General features: G+C 53.1%; 18 protein-coding genes and 1 tRNA gene. 7 read left to right on the forward strand and 12 right to left on the reverse strand.

Annotated elements, in window-relative coordinates; translation table 11 throughout:
- Positions 1-170 precede the first annotated feature (170 nt).
- The 5 genes from AB4N85_RS22650 to AB4N85_RS22670 all read right to left on the reverse strand — a co-directional run bounded on the left by AB4N85_RS22650 (position 171) and on the right by AB4N85_RS22670 (position 7,600).
- A complete protein-coding gene (locus AB4N85_RS22650; RefSeq protein WP_460065955.1) occupies positions 171-1,280 on the reverse strand; it encodes an SIR2 family protein in 1,110 nt (369 codons plus the stop codon).
- Positions 1,277-3,037, reverse strand: coding sequence for a restriction endonuclease subunit S (locus AB4N85_RS22655; RefSeq protein WP_186748102.1), 1,761 nt, complete (start codon positions 3,035-3,037; stop codon positions 1,277-1,279). The genes AB4N85_RS22650 and AB4N85_RS22655 overlap by 4 nt, the downstream gene beginning before the upstream one ends.
- Positions 3,034-4,527 carry a type I restriction-modification system subunit M gene (locus AB4N85_RS22660; protein WP_186748103.1) on the reverse strand — a complete coding sequence of 498 codons (1,494 nt, stop codon included), beginning with the start codon at positions 4,525-4,527 and terminating at the stop codon, positions 3,034-3,036. The genes AB4N85_RS22655 and AB4N85_RS22660 overlap by 4 nt, the downstream gene beginning before the upstream one ends.
- Before the next feature lie 35 nt (positions 4,528-4,562).
- The gene (gene hsdR / locus AB4N85_RS22665) at positions 4,563-6,905 is read right to left on the reverse strand and encodes an EcoAI/FtnUII family type I restriction enzme subunit R (protein ID WP_186748104.1); all 2,343 of its coding nucleotides are present in this window, start codon (positions 6,903-6,905) and stop codon (positions 4,563-4,565) included.
- A 446-nt stretch (positions 6,906-7,351) separates the two neighbouring features.
- Positions 7,352-7,600 (reverse strand): helix-turn-helix domain-containing protein, encoded by a 249-nt coding sequence (locus AB4N85_RS22670; RefSeq protein WP_460065959.1) that lies wholly within the window; start codon positions 7,598-7,600, stop codon positions 7,352-7,354.
- A gap of 100 nt (positions 7,601-7,700) precedes the next feature.
- Here AB4N85_RS22670 and AB4N85_RS22675 point away from each other — a divergent pair, with 100 nt between their 5' ends.
- Genes AB4N85_RS22675 through AB4N85_RS22685 form a run of 3 tightly spaced genes read left to right on the forward strand, consistent with a single transcriptional unit; the run spans position 7,701 to position 8,844 of the window.
- Entirely contained in the window at positions 7,701-8,240 is a 540-nt protein-coding gene (locus AB4N85_RS22675) for a hypothetical protein (protein ID WP_460065962.1), read from the forward strand.
- Positions 8,241-8,297: 57 nt separating this feature from the next.
- Positions 8,298-8,546 (forward strand): hypothetical protein, encoded by a 249-nt coding sequence (locus AB4N85_RS22680; RefSeq protein ID WP_460065964.1) that lies wholly within the window; start codon positions 8,298-8,300, stop codon positions 8,544-8,546.
- Positions 8,536-8,844 carry a hypothetical protein gene (locus AB4N85_RS22685; protein WP_460065965.1) on the forward strand — a complete coding sequence of 103 codons (309 nt, stop codon included), beginning with the start codon at positions 8,536-8,538 and terminating at the stop codon, positions 8,842-8,844. Before AB4N85_RS22680 ends, AB4N85_RS22685 begins: the two co-directional genes overlap by 11 nt.
- Before the next feature lie 24 nt (positions 8,845-8,868).
- Here AB4N85_RS22685 and mobA read toward each other — a convergent pair whose 3' ends face one another.
- Positions 8,869-9,171, reverse strand: coding sequence for a plasmid mobilization protein MobA (gene mobA / locus AB4N85_RS22690; protein ID WP_178903070.1), 303 nt, complete (start codon positions 9,169-9,171; stop codon positions 8,869-8,871).
- Between the two features lie 555 nt (positions 9,172-9,726).
- Between mobA and AB4N85_RS22695 the strand changes: the two genes are divergently transcribed.
- Both AB4N85_RS22695 and AB4N85_RS22700 read left to right on the forward strand, forming a co-directional pair.
- Positions 9,727-9,936 carry a hypothetical protein gene (locus AB4N85_RS22695; RefSeq protein ID WP_460065968.1) on the forward strand — a complete coding sequence of 70 codons (210 nt, stop codon included), beginning with the start codon at positions 9,727-9,729 and terminating at the stop codon, positions 9,934-9,936.
- Between the two features lie 285 nt (positions 9,937-10,221).
- A complete protein-coding gene (locus AB4N85_RS22700) occupies positions 10,222-11,142 on the forward strand; it encodes a restriction endonuclease (protein ID WP_460065970.1) in 921 nt (306 codons plus the stop codon).
- A 93-nt stretch (positions 11,143-11,235) separates the two neighbouring features.
- Here the strand turns inward: AB4N85_RS22700 and AB4N85_RS22705 are convergent, their stop codons facing one another.
- The 3 genes from AB4N85_RS22705 to AB4N85_RS22715 form a co-directional block, all read right to left on the reverse strand.
- Positions 11,236-11,607: a hypothetical protein gene (locus AB4N85_RS22705; RefSeq protein ID WP_460065973.1), complete on the reverse strand. Its 372-nt coding sequence runs from the start codon at positions 11,605-11,607 to the stop codon at positions 11,236-11,238.
- Positions 11,608-11,891: 284 nt separating this feature from the next.
- Positions 11,892-12,851: a plasmid replication initiator TrfA gene (trfA, locus tag AB4N85_RS22710; RefSeq protein WP_460065975.1), complete on the reverse strand. Its 960-nt coding sequence runs from the start codon at positions 12,849-12,851 to the stop codon at positions 11,892-11,894.
- Positions 12,852-12,916: 65 nt separating this feature from the next.
- Positions 12,917-13,222: a helix-turn-helix transcriptional regulator gene (locus AB4N85_RS22715; protein ID WP_460065977.1), complete on the reverse strand. Its 306-nt coding sequence runs from the start codon at positions 13,220-13,222 to the stop codon at positions 12,917-12,919.
- A 109-nt stretch (positions 13,223-13,331) separates the two neighbouring features.
- On the opposite strand from AB4N85_RS22715, the gene AB4N85_RS22720 reads away from it, so the two are divergent.
- Positions 13,332-13,916 carry a hypothetical protein gene (locus AB4N85_RS22720; RefSeq protein WP_460065979.1) on the forward strand — a complete coding sequence of 195 codons (585 nt, stop codon included), beginning with the start codon at positions 13,332-13,334 and terminating at the stop codon, positions 13,914-13,916.
- A gap of 102 nt (positions 13,917-14,018) precedes the next feature.
- On the opposite strand, the gene AB4N85_RS22725 is transcribed toward AB4N85_RS22720, so the two are convergent.
- The 3 genes from AB4N85_RS22725 to AB4N85_RS22735 all read right to left on the reverse strand — a co-directional run bounded on the left by AB4N85_RS22725 (position 14,019) and on the right by AB4N85_RS22735 (position 17,713).
- Positions 14,019-16,163, reverse strand: a complete 2,145-nt coding sequence (locus AB4N85_RS22725) for a helix-turn-helix domain-containing protein (RefSeq protein WP_460065981.1) — start codon at positions 16,161-16,163, stop codon at positions 14,019-14,021.
- Positions 16,164-16,448: 285 nt separating this feature from the next.
- Positions 16,449-17,522: a site-specific integrase gene (locus AB4N85_RS22730; protein WP_460065983.1), complete on the reverse strand. Its 1,074-nt coding sequence runs from the start codon at positions 17,520-17,522 to the stop codon at positions 16,449-16,451.
- A 114-nt stretch (positions 17,523-17,636) separates the two neighbouring features.
- Positions 17,637-17,713, reverse strand: a tRNA-Arg gene (locus tag AB4N85_RS22735).
- Between the two features lie 433 nt (positions 17,714-18,146).
- Between AB4N85_RS22735 and gabD the strand changes: the two genes are divergently transcribed.
- Positions 18,147-19,589 carry an NADP-dependent succinate-semialdehyde dehydrogenase gene (gene gabD / locus AB4N85_RS22740; RefSeq protein ID WP_024011131.1) on the forward strand — a complete coding sequence of 481 codons (1,443 nt, stop codon included), beginning with the start codon at positions 18,147-18,149 and terminating at the stop codon, positions 19,587-19,589.
- Positions 19,590-19,647 lie beyond the last annotated feature (58 nt).

Genomic DNA, 19,647 nt, shown 5'->3' on the forward strand with positions numbered 1-19,647 from the left:
GGTATGAAGCTCGAGGTTATCTAAGGAAGCAGGGGGCGATTCACCCCCATTTTTCATGATGCGCTGTCCACCATCTGGCTAAGCGTTGCACAGTGGATTGGCAAGTCAGCCAACCGCTTGTTAGAGAGCCCAATAGAGATGGCAGGAGCGCAGATTGCTATTTTCTGACGTCATCTTTCTAGTTTCAGCAGCCTAAGTATTTCGGCAGGCTTATCCCATTCACCGTATGGGAACCAGATGGGTGTAATTCCGTGATCTGCCATATACCGGTCTCTTTCAATTCGTTCATCTGCATCGTTGGGCGCCACCATAATCGCAAAATGCTCTGGCAAGAACTCCGGCGCGGAGTCATGAGCTTCTTTCAAAACAGTAAGGTATCGATCAGAGATAAGGCTGCATCCAACGAAAAGAACGGTAAAGCTCCCGAAAATCCTCTTTAGAGCATTAGGTATGGGGAGAGTGTAATCAATTACTTCATTACCGTATCCGAGGTTATACTCGGCCCGCGTCAGTATGCGATCCCGCTGCTCATCGATATTCCCATGCAGCTTTAGGAGGTACTTATCGCTTCGGTATATGGCTTTCAAGAATCTTCCAGTGCTATCCCTGCCGACGACCTTCTCCTCAAATGGGTGTTTTTCAGCGTGGCACTTTTCTAAGACACGATCAAAGTTTGTGGTTATGTAGCAGCCATCAAATAGGCCCATTAGCTCTAGAGAGGGGCTTAGAGATGGGCTTATGCGGCCGCCCTCAAATTGAGTCGTGAAATCCCTTTGGAAAACGTTGATGCTTAAGCGTGTTATAACTTCGTCCATGAGCTGTTCGTGTTGCCCGTTTCTTAATCGCGCCTTTACATCAGCTTCATCAAATCCAGAGCGGATCGCTTGACTAATTATGTAGTCGGACCACGCAGGGCAGCCCGCGGATACCGAAAATCCCGCGCCAACAAAAGGAACTACAGTTGCTCGATGCCTCACCAAATTGAGGAGCTTGTCATACGCACCATCGTTAGTTGGGAAGTCGCCAAGCATTAATACTTCGTGGCGCTTGATAGCGATGTCATCCTTAACTAACTGCCGGTACGTTGGGAGGTCCGAGACAAATAGTGCGGCGCTCACTGGGGAAATTGGTTGTTCTTCGCCGTCGGGTTTTCGAAGGATAAGTTCATATCCTTCGATGTCTCCATCATCTAAACGTCTGTTAAAGTCATCATTTAACTCAAATTCTTGGCTCTCGGTTGCGTGCTCGGCATAGTGGAAAAGTAAATCCCTAAGATTCATTGTGCTACCCCGATCTTAAACACCGCATCTGTAAGGTCTAGCTGGGTTGTCTTAGCAAGGCTGAGGCTGGCCTTGAGATGGTCGCACAGGGTCACCAGCTCATCGACTTTTTTGGTGATGCGTTGTTGCTCAAGCGTAGGGCTCAAAGGAACTAATAACTCTTCCCACTTCGAACGGTTTATGATCGGTGTTGCCGATCCCGTTGACTTCCGAATGATCGAATCATAAAAAATATCGGTTGATACAGCAGCGAAAAGATATTTTGATGAAACAAAAATTGGCCTTATTGAGTTTATTTGCTGATTGAATGCCAGTCTTTTGTCCACAATCGCCGCCTTCCCAATGGAGCCTCCAATGCAAACCATGAGAATGTCATTTGGCACGGCCTCCATGCTTTCAAACAAGCCTTCTTCTGAGACTGATTTCTCAGAAAGAAGCAGCTTGCCCTGAGGTGAGATCTGGCCCGGTCCAATAAATGGAATATTTCCCTCGAAAAACTCTGGCTGACTTGTGCTAGGTGTCTTCCCGGTTGAGCATATGCCAACTTGACCAAGTCTTACCCACTCCCATCCCTTAGGCAAAGCAAAGGGCTTTTCCTCTTCGCTAATCGGTGGCTGGGGTTTTTCCTTCTTGATTTTGCGCTCCTTTACCAGCTTCGCTTTTTCGGCGGCGATTTTCTTCAGAAGCTCACTGGCGGGTTCTTCGTTGGGGTCTTGCAGGACGAGTTTTCCCATCACGGCCAGTTGCAGAATGGTCTGCTTGAGCCGGTCGATGCTCTGTTCGGTGGTGAACAGGGTGTTGAAGTGGGAGGCGATGCGTTGCCAGGCGCTGGTGACTTGGGCGTTGTTATTCGCTTGAGTGAGACCAATAAGCAGGGCTTCTACCAGCGTTTGGTGGGCAGTACGACTGCTTTCAGTCTGCTGCTCCAGCTGATCACACAGCGCCATTAGTTCGTCGACTTTGGCGACAATGCGGTGTTGTTCGGCTAACGGGGGTAGCGGGATCGTTATCGCATCGACATCACTCAAGCGAAAACTATTCTTTACTCCTCGCTGTGGTTCATTAAATTGAAAAGATGCAAGTGGGGAACGCAATACTTCAGGGAAATACCGACCTCTGCACAATGGAAGAAATCTAACTAGGCACGTGTGTTGATTTATGTAAGCTTCACCAAAGTCTTCGGGAATCCTGCCCAAATTTCCTACTTCGCCGGTTATCGAGATAAGCAGGTCGTGCGCTTCTAGCCGTGTTCGATTTCCTTCACCGTTTTGAGGAGGATTCACGAATCTTAGGTTATCTAGTCGAAGCTCATAGCTGCCCTTTGATAGGTTCCCCATAGTTACGAATATGGCGCCATCATCAGAAAGGTACTGGGCCCAATCACGAGATCCAGATGTTATGAGCTGAGAGACGTTCGAAATTCTCGCCCACTCCCACCCCGCCGGCAACGCAAACGGCTTTTGCTCTTCACTAATTGGGGGAAGCGGCTTTTCCTTCTTTATTTTGCCTTCCTTTACTAGCTTCGCTTTTTCTGCAGCGATCCTCCTTAATAACTCACTGGCAGGCTCGTCGCTCGGATCTTGAGGCACCAGCAGGCCGCGCACGGCAAGCTCCAGAATCAGTTCGCGAAGTTTCTTGATGCCGTAAAGTTCGATCTTGTTGGAGGAGCCCCTGCCAGCGGCAGATTTGCGCTTGATGGTAGAGGTCCATAGGTCCAGATGTTGGGTAACGAGTTGCTCAACAGCCACCATGTTCATTTCTCTCCAGCCAAAGCAGCTGCCAGAATTGCCCTGAGTTGATCGCGTAGGCTCTGGATTTCCGCCTGCTGGGCCTCAAATTGGGCCAACAGCTCTTCTGGGTCGTGGCTAATCTGCTCGCCCACATGCGGATTCTTGATATCGAGGTTGTAGCTGCGGGCGGTAATGTCCTCGATACTCACCTTCCAGGCCTGCTGGGTTTCTATGCGGGTCTTGAAGCTATCGGCCTCGCTGCCCCACCATGCACGCTCGGTCTCGAACTCTTCAAACTGCATGGGACGGGACTTGTTGTAGCTGCTCACGCCTTCCGGGTAGGGGTGCTCGTAGAACCACACTTCCTTGGTGGCTGGCCACTCGCTTTCCGGCTTCTTGGTGAAGAAGAGGATATTGGTTTTGATGCCTGTGTAGGGATTGAACACGCCATTAGGCAGGCGAACGATAGTGTGAAGGTGGCACTGTTCCAGCAGTATCTGTTTCAGGCGGGTTTTCATTCCCTCCCCAAACAGGAAACCATCCGGAAGCACCACGGCAGCTCGGCCATTATTCTTCAGCAGCTTTACCACCAGGGCCATAAACAGGTCCGCGGTTTCGCGGGTGCGCAGTGTGGCAGGGAACTGGTTTTCCACGCCGTCTTCTTCCATGCCGCCAAAGGGGGGGTTGGTGACAATTACGTTCACCCGGTCGGCCTCGCCGTAATCCTTATAGGCACGGCGACTGAGCATGTTGTCGTGCTCGATCTGGGTGGGTGTATCAATTCCGTGGAGAATCATGTTGGTGGTGCACAGCATGTGTGGCAGGGCCTTTTTCTCCACACCGTGAATGCTGCCGACCATCACGGCTTCGTCATCGTTGTTTTTTACATACTTTGCGCGCTTGTGTTCGATGGTGCAGGCGAGAAAACCGCCGGTACCGCAGGCCGGGTCCAGTACGCTTTCAGCCAGTAACGGGTCCACCCGATCCACAATGAACTTAGTGACGGCACGCGGAGTGTAGAACTCGCCGGCATTGCCCGCGCTTTGCAGGTCTTTGAGGATCTGCTCGTAAATGCTGCCGAAGGTGTGGCGGTCCTGTGTGTTGTTGAAGTCGATCTCGCAGATCTTGTTGATGACCTGTCGCATCAGTGTGCCCGACTTCATGTAGTTGTAGGCATCTTCAAAAACATTGCGAACCACCAGTGCCCGTGCACCGGTTTCGCCGCTAACGTTTAGCTTGGTTTTCAGGGTGGGGAAGAGTTGCAAGTTGATGAAGTCGCTGAGCTCGTCGCCGGTCATGCCCTCAGGATCAACTGCCCAGTTGCGCCAGCGCAAGTGCTCGGGAAGGGGGGATTTGTAGTCATCTTCCAGCAGTTCAATTTCGGCTTCGCGGTCATCATAGATTTTCAGGAAGAACATCCATACCAGCTGGCTGATGCGCTGCGCGTCGCCATCCACGCCGACGTCCTTGCGCATGATGTCCTGAGTGGATTTGATAATACCGCTGACGTTACTCATTTAATTTCCTGAGGTCTTTAAGGGGGCTGTCTGGATCAGTTGGCTTGTTTGAAAAGCTCGTTTTCCAGCGCCTGAACTGCTTGTTCGTAATTAGCTTTGCCGCCGAACACACCGTTGATGATTTCCATCGGAGTGCCGATCCGCTTGAAGGGGTCGAGCTTGAGCACATTATTGTTTTCAATGCTGGCGACGCCTTCGTCGGCATATTTGTCCAATAGAGCCTCCAGTACGGCGCGGGCTTGCTCACCATACTCGATGAAGTAGTTGCGCTTTTTCACGTTGCTGGCGCGTTCACGGCGGGTTAGCGGCGGCTGGTCGAAGGCAATGTGGCAGATCAGGTCGAAATCGCCGTAATCATTGCCCACTTCCTGCGCCAGCTTTGGCAGCTCAATGCCGTATTCGGCCAGCGCCTCGATAATTGCCGCCTTCTTTTTGGCACCGCTCCACTTCTGCAGAAAATCATCCAGCGAGGTGAACTCCTTGCGAATATTCTTACGGCTGTAGTCGCGGTAGCTTTCGGTGACCATCTGGCCGTCTTCGCCTAGGAATTCCACCCGCTCGTTGAGGATACGGACCTCTACGCCGCTTACATGGAATTTCCTGACACCCTCGTCCTCCTCGCCGTCATCGCCTTCGTCCTCTTCATCCGGCATCGGATCCGGCGGTACCGGGTCATCACCATCATCCGGTTCGTAGATCACCACGGGCTCGCCATCAAAGTCTGGGTCTTTGAACAGTTCAGTGGCGCGCTTAAAATCCATGATGGTGAAGAAATACTTGTTCTTTGACTCCTCGATGCGGGTGCCACGACCGACGATCTGCTTGAAAGTGGTCATGGAGTTCACGGTTTTGTCCAGTACGATGAGCTTGCAGGTCTTGGCATCCACCCCGGTGGTGAGCAGTTCCGAGGTAGTGACAATCACCGGGTATTTGCTTTCCGGATCTATGAAATTATCCAGCTCGGCCTTGCCCTCTACGCTGTCACCGGTGATGCGCATCACGTACTTGCTGTTTTTCTTGGCCAGCGGCCCAGCGGCATTGACAATGGCCTTGCGCATGCGCTCGGCGTGGTCGATGTCTTCACAGAAGATAATGGTTTTCTGGTAAGGATCCGTGGCGAGCATAAGCTTCATCACCCGCTCGGCCACTAGCTTGGTGCGCTTGTTCAGCACCAGTATGCGGTCCATGTCGACCTGGTTGTATTCGCGCTGCTCGATCTCATTGCCGAGGTCATCCTTCATACCGGGCGGTGGTGTCCAGCCGCGGATGTCCTTGTCGATGTCGATGCGCACCACCTTGTAGGGGGCGAGAAAACCGTCCTGGATACCCTGCTTCAGCGAGTAGGTGTAGATCGGCTCTCCAAAATAGGTGATGTTGGAAGCGTATTTGGTTTCCTTCGGTGTGGCGGTCAGACCGAGCTGGATCGCGCCGTCAAAGTACTCAAGGATCTCCTTCCACGCGGAATCCTCGTTGGCGCTGCCGCGGTGGCACTCGTCAATCACGATGAGATCGAAGAAATCCCGCGAGACGGTTTTGAAGATCTTGTCTTCCTCATACGGGCCGGTGAGCGCCTGATACAGCCCCAGATATACTTGGTAGGAGGGGTCTATCTTGCGGCTCTTGATCTTGGTCATCACCGGGCCAAAGGGCTTGAAGTCGTTGACCAGGGTCTGGTCGGCGAGAATATTGCGGTCCACCAGAAACAGGATGTGCCGTGCTTTCTTGGCCTTCCATAGCCGGTAGATGATTTGGAAAGTGGTGTAAGTCTTGCCGGTGCCGGTGGCCATGACGAGCAAGAGGCGTTTTTTACCCTGCGCTACCTTTTCCACAACACGGTTGATGGCTTCGGCCTGGTAGTAACGCGGCTCCTTGTTGGAGCCATCGTCGTGATAGGGCTCGGTGACCAGTGCTTCCTGTTCGTCTTCAATTCCGCGAAAGAGCTTGTAGCGCGCCCAAAGCTCGTCCGGTGAGGGGAAGCCTTCCAGCGCAAATTCGATTTCTATGTCTTCGCCTGGAGCCGCGGACTTGTTGTGGCTGGCAAAGCCGTCTCCATTGGAACTGAAAGCGCAGGGCACCTCTAGGATATCGGCATAACCCAACGCCTGCTGAAGTCCATGGCTGACAGTGAAGGTATTGTCTTTGGCCTCCACCACCGCCACCGGTACGCCCTTCTCCTTCTGTAGGACGTAATCCGCAAACTTCTTCTTCTTCTTGTTGCGAGAGGACAAGTTGCCACGCACCACCACCGGGCCAGGTGTGAGGGTGACTTCTCGACGGATCTGCGTCATTTCATCCCAGCCGGCCTTGGAAAGGGCTGGGGTAATGAACTTGGCTTTGATGTCCGCTTCGCTGAGCTCTTTCTTTTCTTTGCTATCCATTGCTTTCTCATTCGACTGACAGCACCTGTGCGCTTAAACACGGCCGTATTGATTAATCCGGTAAAGTTTACCGAGTTGCTACGTACTTTCTAGCCTCGCTCGATGCCAAATCGACAGCTACAGAAGGCAGGGGTGACGTGGTCGTCGCTCAGTACCTATCGGTTTGTTTGGCGCATTTGCATTTCTCCACGCATGCGATGATTTCCGGAGATGCCAACAGCTGGATAAGGGGAAGCAGGTGACGCCTACTGCTGGGCCTTCCATCCGGCTCGGAGAATTATTCAAAACAGGCCAAAGCTCGTCGCTAGCTTGGGGGGAGTGAATAGGGCCTGCCTCGTTGGAGAACTCAATGCCTCATAGTTAGGCCAGTATCGTTTGGTGGGATTCGTTTGCTTTTGGCCGATTTCTGCCAGCATGCCGCATGCAAGTGGGATTGGATGCATACATTATCCCTTGGAAAGTGCTTGCTCATACGTTTTTGAAAAGCTTGAGAGATCAGTCTTAAGGACGAGACAAAGATCGCGGAGCTGAACAATATCGAGCCTTCTGACTCCTCGTTCCACATCACTCATAAATGACTGCGGTCTTCCCAGGGCTGCGGAGCACTGTGCTTGAGTCATACCGGACTCGACGCGCATACGTTTCAATACTTGAAGAAAAACTTCGTGCTCACGTCGATAGATCGCTTTGGTCATGGCCGCGTATCTGTAGGGGCGGCCTGCCAAGCTATATCTGCTTTTAAGATATCTGATTATCGGATATTTTATTATTGAGCATTTGCAATGAGGACAAGTGATGAGGCAGATTTGGGAGCTACTTCGAGTGCTTTGGATTGTTGGAGGCCTACCGGTTGGTGGGTTGCTGCTGGTTGTGGTGGTTTTGTGCGGTTTCAACCTACCGTTCTTTTTGGGATTTTCTGACGGTGCTGATCCGGCCATTCGATGGTTATTCTGGGCTCTGGCTTTATACTTCGTCGGAGGGGGCTGGTTGTTTTGGCGTGTTAACCAACGATATGCGGATAAGCTGAAGCAACTGGTTGCAAGTTTCCGTAATGCAGGTTTTCAACCGCAGCTCGAAGTATTCGCAAAAATTAACGATGCCTACCTCGGTATCGATGGTTCTGCACGCAGGCTGCTGGCCTATCCAGTCAAAGGCGCAGAGCATTTCTTTAGGTTCGATGAAATTAATTCTTGGCGGATCGTCCCGGTAGGGAAACACAATCATCGGTTGGAGGTGCTGACCAGCAATCTTGATGTTCCTGTGTTCAGCCTCGTTTTGAGGCCGACAGAGGTACTCGATACTGAGGCTAGACTCGATACCTTGCTTGGCACCTAGTGGCGGCGCTGGACTACCGTTCCTGAGAGTCAGTTCATCATTCAGTAGGAGCAATCTATGAGCAATCCCGTCAGAAGCACTCCTGTGCTGACAGATATCATTCGACTGGAGCAGGCGAATGCGGTGATGCGCTCGGCTAATCTGGCCCTTGCACGCGATGATGTCGCCACCCTTTCTGCTCTCGGATTCTCTGTTCAGCACATCGGAGAGCTTAAGAAAAAAGGTGGATTCCGCTCTTCCTCGATGGCACAAAACACAAGAATGATTACACGCCTTCGTAAGATGGGAGACTCGTATGCTCAGTAACAGCACGCCGTTATCTATCGCTGCCAATGTGTTGGCGCGTGCGACCCTTGAATCTGTTCTGCGCTCTCCGTCTTATCACGCCCGTGGCTGGCAAATACTTGATCGTTGGGCGTTTGACTGTCCAGAGCAGCTTCGTAAGCTGGAGGCGGACGGAGAGGTCATCTTGTTGGGAAGATTGTTGGAGCAACAGGAAATCGAGCATCAAGTGCTCAGCTCGATGGCAGGGTTGGAGCAGTGCAGTCATGGTCTAGCAGAGTACGAAGTCCTCGCATTGCGTGACATAAACACGGAGCTGTGAATCAGTAGAGTGCCAACTATTTTTTCAACACCCGATACGCTTAATGGCTTCGGTGATCTCAACCAAGATATTTGCGTACTCCTTGGAAAGCGCGCCGTTGCCCTCTGTGAACAGATGCTTCTGAAGGCCACCTAGGCGCCGCAATTCATTGATTACGTGGGAGTCAATTTTGCTTCTGGTCTGTCGCTTCAATGCGGCGGCCAGCACGAACTGACCAACACTCATTCCGCTGTCGTGGGCTTTCTCGCGTACCAGTGCTTCTTCTTCCTCGAAACAACGAATTGCCGGCAGCCATCCTGTGCGTCGGCGTTGTTCGCTAAGGCTCATGAGCTTTCCTTTTCCAGGTGTTGGGGTCTCGGGGCTTGCCCTGAGTAGGGAAGGTAGGCAAGCAAAGGGAGTGTAACGACTGGTGCGCGCCGATTGTGAGTCGCCAGGAACTGGCGGTATCACAAACCCTACCTTGTCCTAGTCTTTCCTCTCAAAACTCAGATGATCTTTGCACTAACCGGTTAAGTCCGGGATGCAAGAGGCGTTGGCATTTAGGAGACACTACAGGTACGGAAAAAAGGCGAATTTAAAACGATTACATAAGCAAAGAATGCATTAGCCATAAGGGCTGAAGATGCGACGATTGGATGGCGAGAAAGACGCTAGAGCGACAGATAGGATTTACCGAATTGCCCCTGGCCTTGAGTGACTTTCTGATACCGAGGGCGGGTATAAACAGCATGCGTGCACGCTTGACGTTGATGAGCGTGAGACGATTTTGGGACGGTTGTGGTGATGCGGAGGCACAAAGGCTACAGTGATGAATCTGAGGTGGCTATTTGACACTGGTGTGTAGATCTCAGGTAATTCTCTCGAGATACTTTGGAGATAGTTATGGAACAGTCCAGTGATTCCGAAAGTAGCTTCGCCGAGATTATGGATCTGAAGCGCTCCAATCGTGAGCGGTTGATCCGTGCTATCCAGAACGCCTCCCCCGAAGAGCTCGAGATTTCTGCTCAGCGCATCAAGGAAGTTCTGCTTGACTCTGTTAATCCAAGCCAGCGCCGACAGCGCATTGCCCCGCCAGCGTTCGCTAAGAGCTAATAGCTCCTCACGTAGCGAAAGATTCTTGCGAGAGTGGCGGCATGCGGGTCGTCGTTTTCATTGCGGAGTTCGCAGGTTTCACAGAGTAGTGCGAGATCATTATCAATTAATGATCAGGCTGGCTGCGACTGCTCAGGCTCTGCATGGGCGGTCGTAGGCAGCAGCTGTCTTTTGAATTCACTCCACGATCATCAGGCACAGACCTCAAACATAATTTTCCAAACTCCGGATAACATGCGGCTTACCACATTTGCCCACGCTGGCAACCTTGCGAAGGGAATCCTGATGTCCGTTCCTACATACGACAAATTCATTGAGCCGATCTTGCGCTACCTGGCGGCGAATCCGGAAGGCGCGACAGCACGCGACGCGCATGAAGCTGCTGCCCAGGCTTTGAATTTATCTGAATCACAGCTTCAAGAGCTGATTGCGAGTGGGCAAGCGACCTATAAGAACCGCGCTGGATGGGCTCACGACCGTCTCAAGCGCGCAGGGTTATCCTCCAGCGCCAAACGAGGCTATTGGAGGCTCACCGAAGCTGGCACTGCTTATTCTACACAGCACCCGTCACCGCTCACGGCGGATCAGGTTGAACAACTCGCCATCCGCTTCATGGACGTGAAGCTTAGGAGCCCCACAGATGCCGTCCCACTAGATGGGCTAGAGCAGGGTGCAGATACACCGATATCAGCAACTGTGAGCCCGGACGATCGGTTGGAACAGGCTCTGCGTGAGCTACGCGATGCAACAGCAGCGGATCTACTGGATAACTTGCTACAAGTCAGTCCCAACCGCTTCGAAGTTATTGTGCTCGACGTGTTGCACAGCCTTGGCTACGGGGCTAGCCGAAACGATTTGCAGCGTGTTGGTGGTAGCGGAGATGGCGGAATTGACGGGATAATTTCGCTTGATAAGCTCGGGCTGGAAAAAGTCTATGTCCAAGCAAAACGCTGGCAAGGCACTGTAGGCCGTCCTGAGTTGCAAGCTTTCTATGGAGCACTTGCCGGGCAAAAGGCCAAGCGAGGGGTATTTATCACTACGTCGGGTTTCACTGCCCAAGGCATCGACTTTGTCCGCTCAGTGGAAGGCATGGTGCTGGTGGATGGCATCCGACTGGTCAATCTGATGATGGATCACGAGGTTGGGGTAACGTCCCGGCTTCTAAAACTACCGAAACTGGATAGCGATTACTTCGACGAGGAATGAGGATTTTGGACCTCGTCATAGTTTCTCGGCACCGGGGGCGGCGCTAGTAAACGAGCACTGGACACTAGTGCTCCGATGATCAAAAAACCATTATCAATCAGACTCCAGCTCGGTGCTTAGGTGGATGCCCATCACCTTTGACTTGCGATATTTCAGCGGCTCCGCATTGATCTCCAGGGCGACAAGTCGACTTGCAGCGATGACTAAGCTGTTGAAGCGGTCATTGTGAACGGCGACATATACGATGAGTTTTTTGCCAGTCGCCTGCATGGAACCGATGCAGCGAGGAACCGACTTGTCGCTTAGGAGTAATGGGTCAACGTATAGGTAGCATTCTAGGGCTGGGTATTTAAATGCTTCAGGGTATCGGACGGAGCCGTAAAGCTTGATCGCAGTATGCTCTGAATAATGGTGACCGATTGGCCTGGTATCGGTCGGCGTGGCCATGCTGAACGACCAGGACATATCCCACCCCCATATCCGAGCTTGGCAAATTATCCGCTCAACGGTGGTACGACTCCGGTTAGCCATAGCATTCATCTTCCGCGTTTGAGCCGGCTGCGGACATTCCCTCTACTGCTCGTTAGGGGCTGAACTTCCGTCCGAGATCCGATTATTACTGATTAGGTTCAGATTAGTTTTAGAGGGGCACATGCTGCGGCCTTTGTGCTGTCAGGCTGACAGGCACTATTGACTGTGGATAGCCTACCTTTTGGAACGGGCTACGCTACCCGCCGTAACGGTAAGCGTTACCTGCCAGAACGGTATTCTCTACCCGCTAGAACGGCACGCATCATTTTTGTTCTTTCCACCTTCATGAGATGTCGGAACTGTGTCTGGCTTTCCTGTCTTTGGACGTGTACCAAATCGCCTCGAATGGCGTACTCGAATGATTTACCGTGTTTGTTGTAGGCAGCGCTCAAAGCGTCGAACGCGCGACATAACGTTTGGGTAAATTTCCAGATTTCGCGGGCTTCGCTTCCACAGAGCTGGTGCAGCGTGCTTACTTTTAGTCCGTAAGCTTTTGCATGGCTCGAATAAAATCCATGAAGCCATTGGGCGAGTGGCTGGCCATCCAATGCAGACCGAATACTCCAATCGATGTAACTGAAGCCAGACTTGGAGAACAGTGCGTTTAGCCTGGCGTCAAGGATTACGACGTATTCCAAGCTATTCTCGTCCTTATAGAAGTGCTTGATCAGGCTGCCGGTGTAGGAAATATCACCCTGCACTACCTCAACGGTGCACGCTGCCAATCGCAGCACGCGATCGTGCAGCAGTTTCCTATTCTTACCCGTGTCGGTCTTTTTCATGAGTTTAAGCACGCCGTAAGCCTTGTAGCGGAGCTCCTGGCCTAGCCTTTGCCGTCGAGAGAGGTGCAACACGCTTAGCCATACGGAAAGGTCAATCTGGTCGAGACGCGTTCCTGTATAAGAAATCTGCACGCCCCCGATTGAGTTAATCGCCACCATTTTTAGATCAGTCCGACTGCCCTTCCTTACTGCTCCGAAAAGGGCCGACCGCAAGAACGCATTCGGTACGCCGCGAACCTCATCCGGCCATGTTCTCAGCGTTGGGGTTGTAATCGCAGGCTTTGGCTTGAGCTGCGCCTTGTTAGCAGCTCTTGCTCGAGCTTCAAGTTTGGCGAGTTGTGCAAGACGCCTGCTCCCTGAATTCGTGATGTCATTCGTACGGAGCTCTGGCGGCATTAGCGGCTCGTTTATAAACGAAGTGACCACTGCTTAATTTTGAATGGAGGCAGGTGTGCGAGTGCTCATTTTCTAGCCTCTACTTGCTCTTTTTTTGTAGGGCGGCCAACTCGATTTTCTGGCGTAGTTTTTAACACTGCCTTGACTGGCGAAGCCGAAGCGCATTCGGGACCATGGCGCATCCACTGGCGAAGATCGCCGAGACGCCAGCGTAGCCGCGATAGTCCCGGAAGGGGATCAAGCCCCGGCAGTTTGCGCTGACGCACGGTTAACACGCTGAATCCTGTTAGCGCCGCGACCTCGGCTACGCCTATCAGCACGTCATCTGAAAGCTTCTGGATTTTTTGAATGGTTTCGTAATCGACGCTCATCACTACTGTCGCTCGGTTGCTATGGAGTACGTGCAGCTTTCGCCAATCGAGGACCGATCAACTAGGACACCTTTTTGACAGATGCGGCTGTTAGCCAAAGAATGGGTACATGCAGCCATCATCCTTTGAATCCGATATCAATCCCGAAGAAGTCTTTCAGCTCGTTTTCCGTGAGATAGAAAATCACCAGGAAACCGGTCGGAAAAACTTTGTTGTCCGTGTTCCGGTGGATCTGGTGGAGTACCTGTTCTCCGGGATATTGCAGAAGTCTGGTATGTCGAAGGTCGCGCTTGAGCGATTGCTTACGGACCTCGGGATTTACGGTTTCAAGGACGCAGATGGGCGGATTCTGCGGCGGTATCTGAGTGGCCAAACGCGCATGGCTTGGGATACCTACCAGCGGCTGTTGTTTTGGGCTTTATCGAAGGCGTGGGTCAGCGATTGGGTTTTTCGTGACTTGCTGCTGAGGACGTATCTGCGGGAGGCGGCTCAGCTCAGTGCGCGCAATATTCTGAACACTCTAAAGCGCCGGGTATCGATCTCGGACTTAACCCGTGAGCAGGTTATCGAGTGTTTCAACGAGGTCTATCTGCTTAAGCAGAGGGAGCGCGAGGAGATCGCGCTAAACCGTGTTCGAACGGATTCAGAGCTCAGGGAGCTAGCGCGCTCCCTGAGGCTTGAGATTATCGACTGACTGTCAGGCTGGCTTCGCCGTGAGTTCTTCTGCGGTGATGTTGTAGTGCTGCTTCAGCATGGTTACTTCACTGTAGCCCGTCAGGAACTCAAATTAGATTGGTCAATGGATAGGCTCCAGCAGCTCGGAAACATTTTTAAGCGCTCTAAGCCATTCACGATCAATGAGCGCCTTCAGTTCTTCCTGCAATTTTTGACGAGACTCATTATCGAACCATTCGCGGTTATGGATGGCTACGCGAGATTTGTATCCTGGTCCCAATCCCCATTCGTGCATGCAAGCCTGCCAGAAAGCGGGGTCGTCTTTTAATGCGTCTTTGAATACTGTTTGACCCATTAGTTGGGTTTTGCGCAAGAGATCTTCATAGCTTGTGATCAGAACCCGTTCTGCTTGTGTAATAAGTTCTTTTGCCTCTGTGTAGCGGGGGGTTGCAGCCAGCAACCTGCAGTGCCCCGTGAATTGCTCTACGATCTTGCTAAGGGCGACAACGGCAATACGGCGGGCGCCGTAACCGATGTGGTGAGAATAGCTAAGTTGAGCCCATTCCCCTTCTCGTCGAACAGCGGCTCTTACTGTGGCCGCATAAGCGATTTGTATCTGGGCCAGCAAGCTTTCTTCGACCTGGGCATTTACTGTGGGTACAGAATCATTGGCGTTTATCCAGGTATGTAACGTTTCGCTGGCATCTCGAAGTACTGCTCGAACTCGCTCTTCGCCATGATTTTTCAATACCTCGCGTGCGCCATTCGTGGCGGCCAAAGTCCGCGCTCTGAACGCTCTTCGAGCTTCAGTTAACCTTGAAATTAAAAAATCTTGAGCTTGATTGGCCGTATCCTCATTCGCGTTATAGAAGCCAATGGCCAAGTCGTGCAAGCCGAGGGGCTCGAGAGCCAAAGAAGCCTGCTCCGCTTTCAAGTCATAGCCTTCATCGGCGGATTCCACCGGAGTTCCGGTCGCGTCATCTTTCATCGCCATTGCTTCGCTTGGGCGCGGAAGCACTAGCAGGGCAGCATTAATGTCTAAGTGCCTCACTCCAGCGTCTTTCGCACGTTCGAGCAAGAGCCTGGCCTCGGCAGACGGAGCGTTGTTGAATGGTGAGCAAAGCACGGCGAGAGTATGCGGGTCATCCAAATGAACCTCGATATCCTCTCGCGCAGCAGTCCGGTCAATACCCTTGGTATCGATGATGCGAACTGTCAAATCAGTAGTGTTGAGCAGGCGGTCAGGAACAACTACTTCAATGCGCTTTGGAAGGGTGACTTCTGGATGTCTTCCGTTGTTAATCGCAGAGAACGTGTCCCTTAGCCATACCTTGGGTGACTTTCCAGATGCGCTGTCATACCAAATGTCCCGGCGGTCTCGGCGATGGAGCTCCATGCGGCTCAGAACTTCAACGAGAAACTCGCGAGGTGTCTTGTATATCTCTGCTAGCTCCTTTGCCGGGTCTTTGAGGATGCGTTTTCCATCTGCACCTTTTAGGCGCTGCACGGCCAAGCCAGCCATGTTGCGCAAAGCTCGGGCAACTTCCTTTGAAATGCCTTGCGACTCAGCCGCACCGTCATCGTCCTGATGCGCATTACTTTTCAGAATGTGGTCTACAAGATCGCTTACGTCCTGCCGGATTTCATCATCGCTTCTGGGTTCAATTAGAAGGCCATAGTCTGGGCCTGTACGCAGATGGACTTCGCATACGGTGATCCCGCCACCGCCTACCTCAAGAATCGGAGTAGGTGATCCGTCTTCTTTTGGGAACACTAAGCCAGTCATTTGGCAGATTGCTGTGGATTTACCCACGCCGATACTGCCGATAAAGGCTATCTGGTGGTCACGCTTTAGGAGGAGGCCTGCGCAGCGATTTAACTCTTCAATGTATTCAGAAAGACGGCTTTCAAACGCATGAGGTGTGTCGGGACGATTGCGAAGCTCAACGAGCTCTGCAGCGACCAGTTCTGCTTCCCATAAAATCTCCTGCTCGGGATGATCAAGGGGAGGGCGTGGTAGCACAATCCAATTCCTTTGGAGTGCTTGTGCAAGGTCGGTAGCCTCAGGTGTGCCGATTTGCATCAGGATGTCCTGAGCTTCCGCGGCTGTAATAGAGCGCTCACCACTTTCTATACGTGATAAGACAGCGGGGCTCAAAGAGACGCGTTTTGCTAGCTCTCCTTGTTTGAGGCCGGCTCTGTCTCGAACCTGCATGAGATGTCTTCCGACTTCAGCAGATCCTGCGGAGGTTTCTTGCTCGTTCATGGGCACACCTATGAAATGTTGTTAGCTGATTGTGGCAACATTTCATTTTTAATCAATTAAATTATGAAAAATTTCTTAAGGCGTAAATTGCTCTCGGTTGGCTTCATAGGTGTATGGGGTAGCTGGCTGTGCAAAATTCTGTCCGTCCTCAATTCGCGGAATCGCCCTTGGGATGCAGATCGTGAGTAGGTTATCGAATGTCTTAAAGTGGTCACGAGCTAGCTTCAACTGCTCGAACGATGAGCAAAGCAGCGAGCGGGCACACTCCCAAGGCTTGAATGATTTTCAAGCAAGTTTCGCCGCGAGTTCCTCTGCTGTGATGTTGTAGTAGCGCTTTAGCATGTTCACCTCGCGGTGTCCCGTCACGCTGGCAAGCTCGATCAAATTGGGAAGTTTGGTGGCCAGCCGGCAGGTGGCCTCATGGCGTAGGTCGTGGAAACGCAGGTCGAGCAGAAAGTCTTCCTGGGGCGTTACCAGGGCGCGTTCGCAATCTCCTAAGTATTTCGTCCTTGCTCGCTCCAAACCGCGTGTGAAGGCCTTCTTGAGGGCGTCTGCGGTGGTGGGGAAGACTCTGCCGCAAAGTGAACGCGGCAAATCCTTTAGCAGCTGAATAGCTCTCGGGGAGAGTGGGACGGTTCTTGGTAGCCCGTTCTTGGTCGCTGGAAGATGTGCGGTTTTACGATCCAAATTCACATGCTTCCAGCGCAACTCGAATAGCTCGCCACGGCGCATGGCTGTCTCAATTGCGAGTTGCACGATCGACCGTATCCAAGGATTGTGCGAAGCATCTGCATAGGTGCCATCTGCACGGCGCTCCCGAAGCTCCAAAGCGCCTAGGATGTACTGCTCCTCAATCGGGTCCAGGCGTCGCGAGCGTTCGTCGTTATAGCTAGGGCGGCTGACCATCCGCACCGGGTTCTCAGCGAGGTGAATTCCCCATTCCCGGCGAGCGACTTCAATCACGCACTGAAACAAAGCCAGCTCACGTTTTACCGTATTGCCCTTCCGGATCTTCAGGCGTTCGTCACGGTAGCGGGCAAAGTCGGAGGAGGTGAGGGTGGCGACGATGCGTGTCGCCAGCGGGTGGCGCTTAAGCGCTTCCAAGCGTTTGATTTCCGAGTAGGCACCTTTGTGCTTCGGAGCGATTTCGGAGATGTAGCGATCAATGAGTTGATGAAAGGCGGTGCGTTCAGCCTCGACGCGAGAGACAAAAATGCCTCGGTCGATTTCGCTTTCGATCATGCGCGCCCAGGCTTGGGCATCGGCTTTGGTTTCGAAGGTTTTTCTTTGGGCTGGATAGCCCTTACGACGGATTTGCGCTTCCCACTGATACTCGCCGCGATTCCTGATTGTTGCCATTTCGACCATTCCCGCCACGTTCAAGTGTGGCAAATTTGTGGCAAAAACGACTTTCAGGACTAGGACAGGTTTCTGTCAGGAGCGCTATCCCCTTGTAATACAAGGGAAAGAAGATGGTGCACCAGGCGGGATTCGAACCCACGACCCCTGCCTTCGGAGGGCAGTACTCTATCCAGCTGAGCTACTGGTGCGGCGGGCGACATCATACCTAGGTCGGCTCGGGGCGTCCATGCCGGGTTTGGCGGGTTTTGTCAGTGTGCGTGTCGGCGCAAAATCGCTGCATTCCTTAAAGCGGTAACGTCCTGCAAAACCCTCGCTTGGCGCTTTGGCGGGGTTGATCTAAGGTTTTTCCTGCGGCACGGGTTTTCAGTACGTTGATCTGAAAAGCGGCATTTTTGTTCTTTTTTTCGAACGACCTATTGTCCTTTACCCCCTTTGAACCTACGATCCGTTTGAGATTTCAAACGCTCTTTGGCGGGATGTTGCAGCGCAAGTGCGCCCGGTCGTGCACTGTTGATGCGCCACAATCCGCTCACTGATTTCCCTGACGGCAGCCTTGCGAGGCGCCTTTCTACAATCATAATTTGCTCCGCGCAGGCCGCGGTGCTGTTAAGGAAAGCCGACATGCAGCTTAAAGACACCCAGTTGTTCCGCCAGCAAGCCTTCATCGATGGCGCTTGGGTCGATGCCGACAACGGTCAGACGATCAAGGTCAACAACCCGGCCACCGGCGAAATCCTCGGCACCGTGCCGAAGATGGGCGCCGCTGAAACCCGCCGTGCCATTGAAGCTGCTGACAAAGCGCTGCCGGCCTGGCGTGCGCTGACCGCCAAAGAGCGTGCCGGCAAGCTGCGTCGCTGGTTCGAACTGATGATCGAGAACCAGGACGACCTCGCGCGCCTGATGACCCTCGAGCAAGGCAAGCCGCTGGCCGAAGCCAAGGGCGAAATCGTTTACGCCGCATCGTTCATCGAGTGGTTCGCCGAAGAAGCCAAGCGCATCTACGGTGATGTGATTCCGGGCCATCAGCCGGACAAGCGCCTGATCGTCATCAAACAACCGATCGGCGTCACCGCCGCGATCACCCCGTGGAACTTCCCGGCGGCGATGATCACTCGTAAGGCCGGCCCGGCGCTGGCCGCCGGTTGCACCATGGTGCTCAAGCCAGCATCGCAAACTCCATTTTCCGCTTTCGCCCTGGCCGAACTGGCTCAGCGCGCGGGCATTCCTGCGGGCGTGTTCAGCGTGGTCTCCGGCAGCGCTGGCGACATCGGCAGCGAGCTGACCAGCAACCCGATCGTGCGCAAACTGTCCTTCACCGGCTCGACCGAAATCGGTCGCCAGTTGATGGCCGAATGCGCCAAGGACATCAAGAAAGTCTCGCTGGAACTGGGCGGCAACGCGCCGTTCATCGTGTTCGACGACGCCGATCTGGATAAGGCCGTCGAAGGCGCGATCATTTCCAAGTACCGCAACAACGGCCAGACCTGCGTCTGCGCCAACCGTCTGTACATTCAGGACGCGGTCTACGATGCGTTCGCCGAGAAGCTGAAAGTGGCTGTGGCCAAACTGAAGATCGGCAACGGTCTGGAAGACGGCACCACCACCGGCCCGCTGATCGACGAAAAAGCCGTGGCCAAGGTTCAGGAACACATCGCTGACGCCGTAAGCAAAGGCGCCACCGTACTGGCGGGCGGCAAGGCGATGGAAGGCAACTTCTTCGAGCCGACGATCCTGACCAACGTGCCCAAAAACGCGGCCGTGGCCAAGGAAGAAACCTTCGGTCCGCTGGCGCCGCTGTTCCGCTTCAAAGACGAAGCCGAAGTGATCGCCATGTCCAACGACACCGAATTCGGTCTGGCTTCTTACTTCTACGCGCGTGACCTCGGCCGTGTGTTCCGTGTCGCCGAAGCGCTGGAATACGGCATGGTCGGCGTCAACACCGGGCTGATCTCCAACGAAGTCGCGCCGTTTGGCGGCATCAAGGCTTCGGGCCTGGGTCGTGAAGGCTCCAAGTACGGCATCGAAGACTACCTGGAAATCAAATACCTCTGCCTGGGCATCTAAGCCGGGAAAGGGATCGCTGCAAACGCAAAGGGCACGAGAGCGCTGTCCCTTTGCGTCG

It is taken from the genome of Pseudomonas sp. H1_G08 (assembly GCF_054681355.1).

Bases quoted from the DNA above. Each gene is read 5' to 3' on its own strand.
- mobA (WP_178903070.1), bottom strand. From the start codon at position 9,171: ATGAGCCTTAGCGAACAACGCCGACGCACAGGATGGCTGCCGGCAATT.
- AB4N85_RS22715 (WP_460065977.1), bottom strand. From the start codon at position 13,222: ATGAGCGTCGATTACGAAACCATTCAAAAAATCCAGAAGCTTTCAGAT.
- AB4N85_RS22700 (WP_460065970.1), top strand. From the start codon at position 10,222: ATGTCCGTTCCTACATACGACAAATTCATTGAGCCGATCTTGCGCTAC.
- AB4N85_RS22685 (WP_460065965.1), top strand. From the start codon at position 8,536: ATGCTCAGTAACAGCACGCCGTTATCTATCGCTGCCAATGTGTTGGCG.
- AB4N85_RS22695 (WP_460065968.1), top strand. From the start codon at position 9,727: ATGGAACAGTCCAGTGATTCCGAAAGTAGCTTCGCCGAGATTATGGAT.
- AB4N85_RS22720 (WP_460065979.1), top strand. From the start codon at position 13,332: ATGCAGCCATCATCCTTTGAATCCGATATCAATCCCGAAGAAGTCTTT.
- AB4N85_RS22670 (WP_460065959.1), bottom strand. From the start codon at position 7,600: ATGACCAAAGCGATCTATCGACGTGAGCACGAAGTTTTTCTTCAAGTA.
- AB4N85_RS22650 (WP_460065955.1), bottom strand. From the start codon at position 1,280: ATGAATCTTAGGGATTTACTTTTCCACTATGCCGAGCACGCAACCGAG.
- AB4N85_RS22680 (WP_460065964.1), top strand. From the start codon at position 8,298: ATGAGCAATCCCGTCAGAAGCACTCCTGTGCTGACAGATATCATTCGA.
- trfA (WP_460065975.1), bottom strand. From the start codon at position 12,851: ATGCCGCCAGAGCTCCGTACGAATGACATCACGAATTCAGGGAGCAGG.
- hsdR (WP_186748104.1), bottom strand. From the start codon at position 6,905: ATGGATAGCAAAGAAAAGAAAGAGCTCAGCGAAGCGGACATCAAAGCC.
- AB4N85_RS22655 (WP_186748102.1), bottom strand. From the start codon at position 3,037: ATGAACATGGTGGCTGTTGAGCAACTCGTTACCCAACATCTGGACCTA.
- AB4N85_RS22675 (WP_460065962.1), top strand. From the start codon at position 7,701: ATGAGGCAGATTTGGGAGCTACTTCGAGTGCTTTGGATTGTTGGAGGC.
- gabD (WP_024011131.1), top strand. From the start codon at position 18,147: ATGCAGCTTAAAGACACCCAGTTGTTCCGCCAGCAAGCCTTCATCGAT.
- AB4N85_RS22660 (WP_186748103.1), bottom strand. From the start codon at position 4,527: ATGAGTAACGTCAGCGGTATTATCAAATCCACTCAGGACATCATGCGC.
- AB4N85_RS22730 (WP_460065983.1), bottom strand. From the start codon at position 17,522: ATGGCAACAATCAGGAATCGCGGCGAGTATCAGTGGGAAGCGCAAATC.
- AB4N85_RS22725 (WP_460065981.1), bottom strand. From the start codon at position 16,163: ATGAACGAGCAAGAAACCTCCGCAGGATCTGCTGAAGTCGGAAGACAT.
- AB4N85_RS22705 (WP_460065973.1), bottom strand. From the start codon at position 11,607: ATGTCCTGGTCGTTCAGCATGGCCACGCCGACCGATACCAGGCCAATC.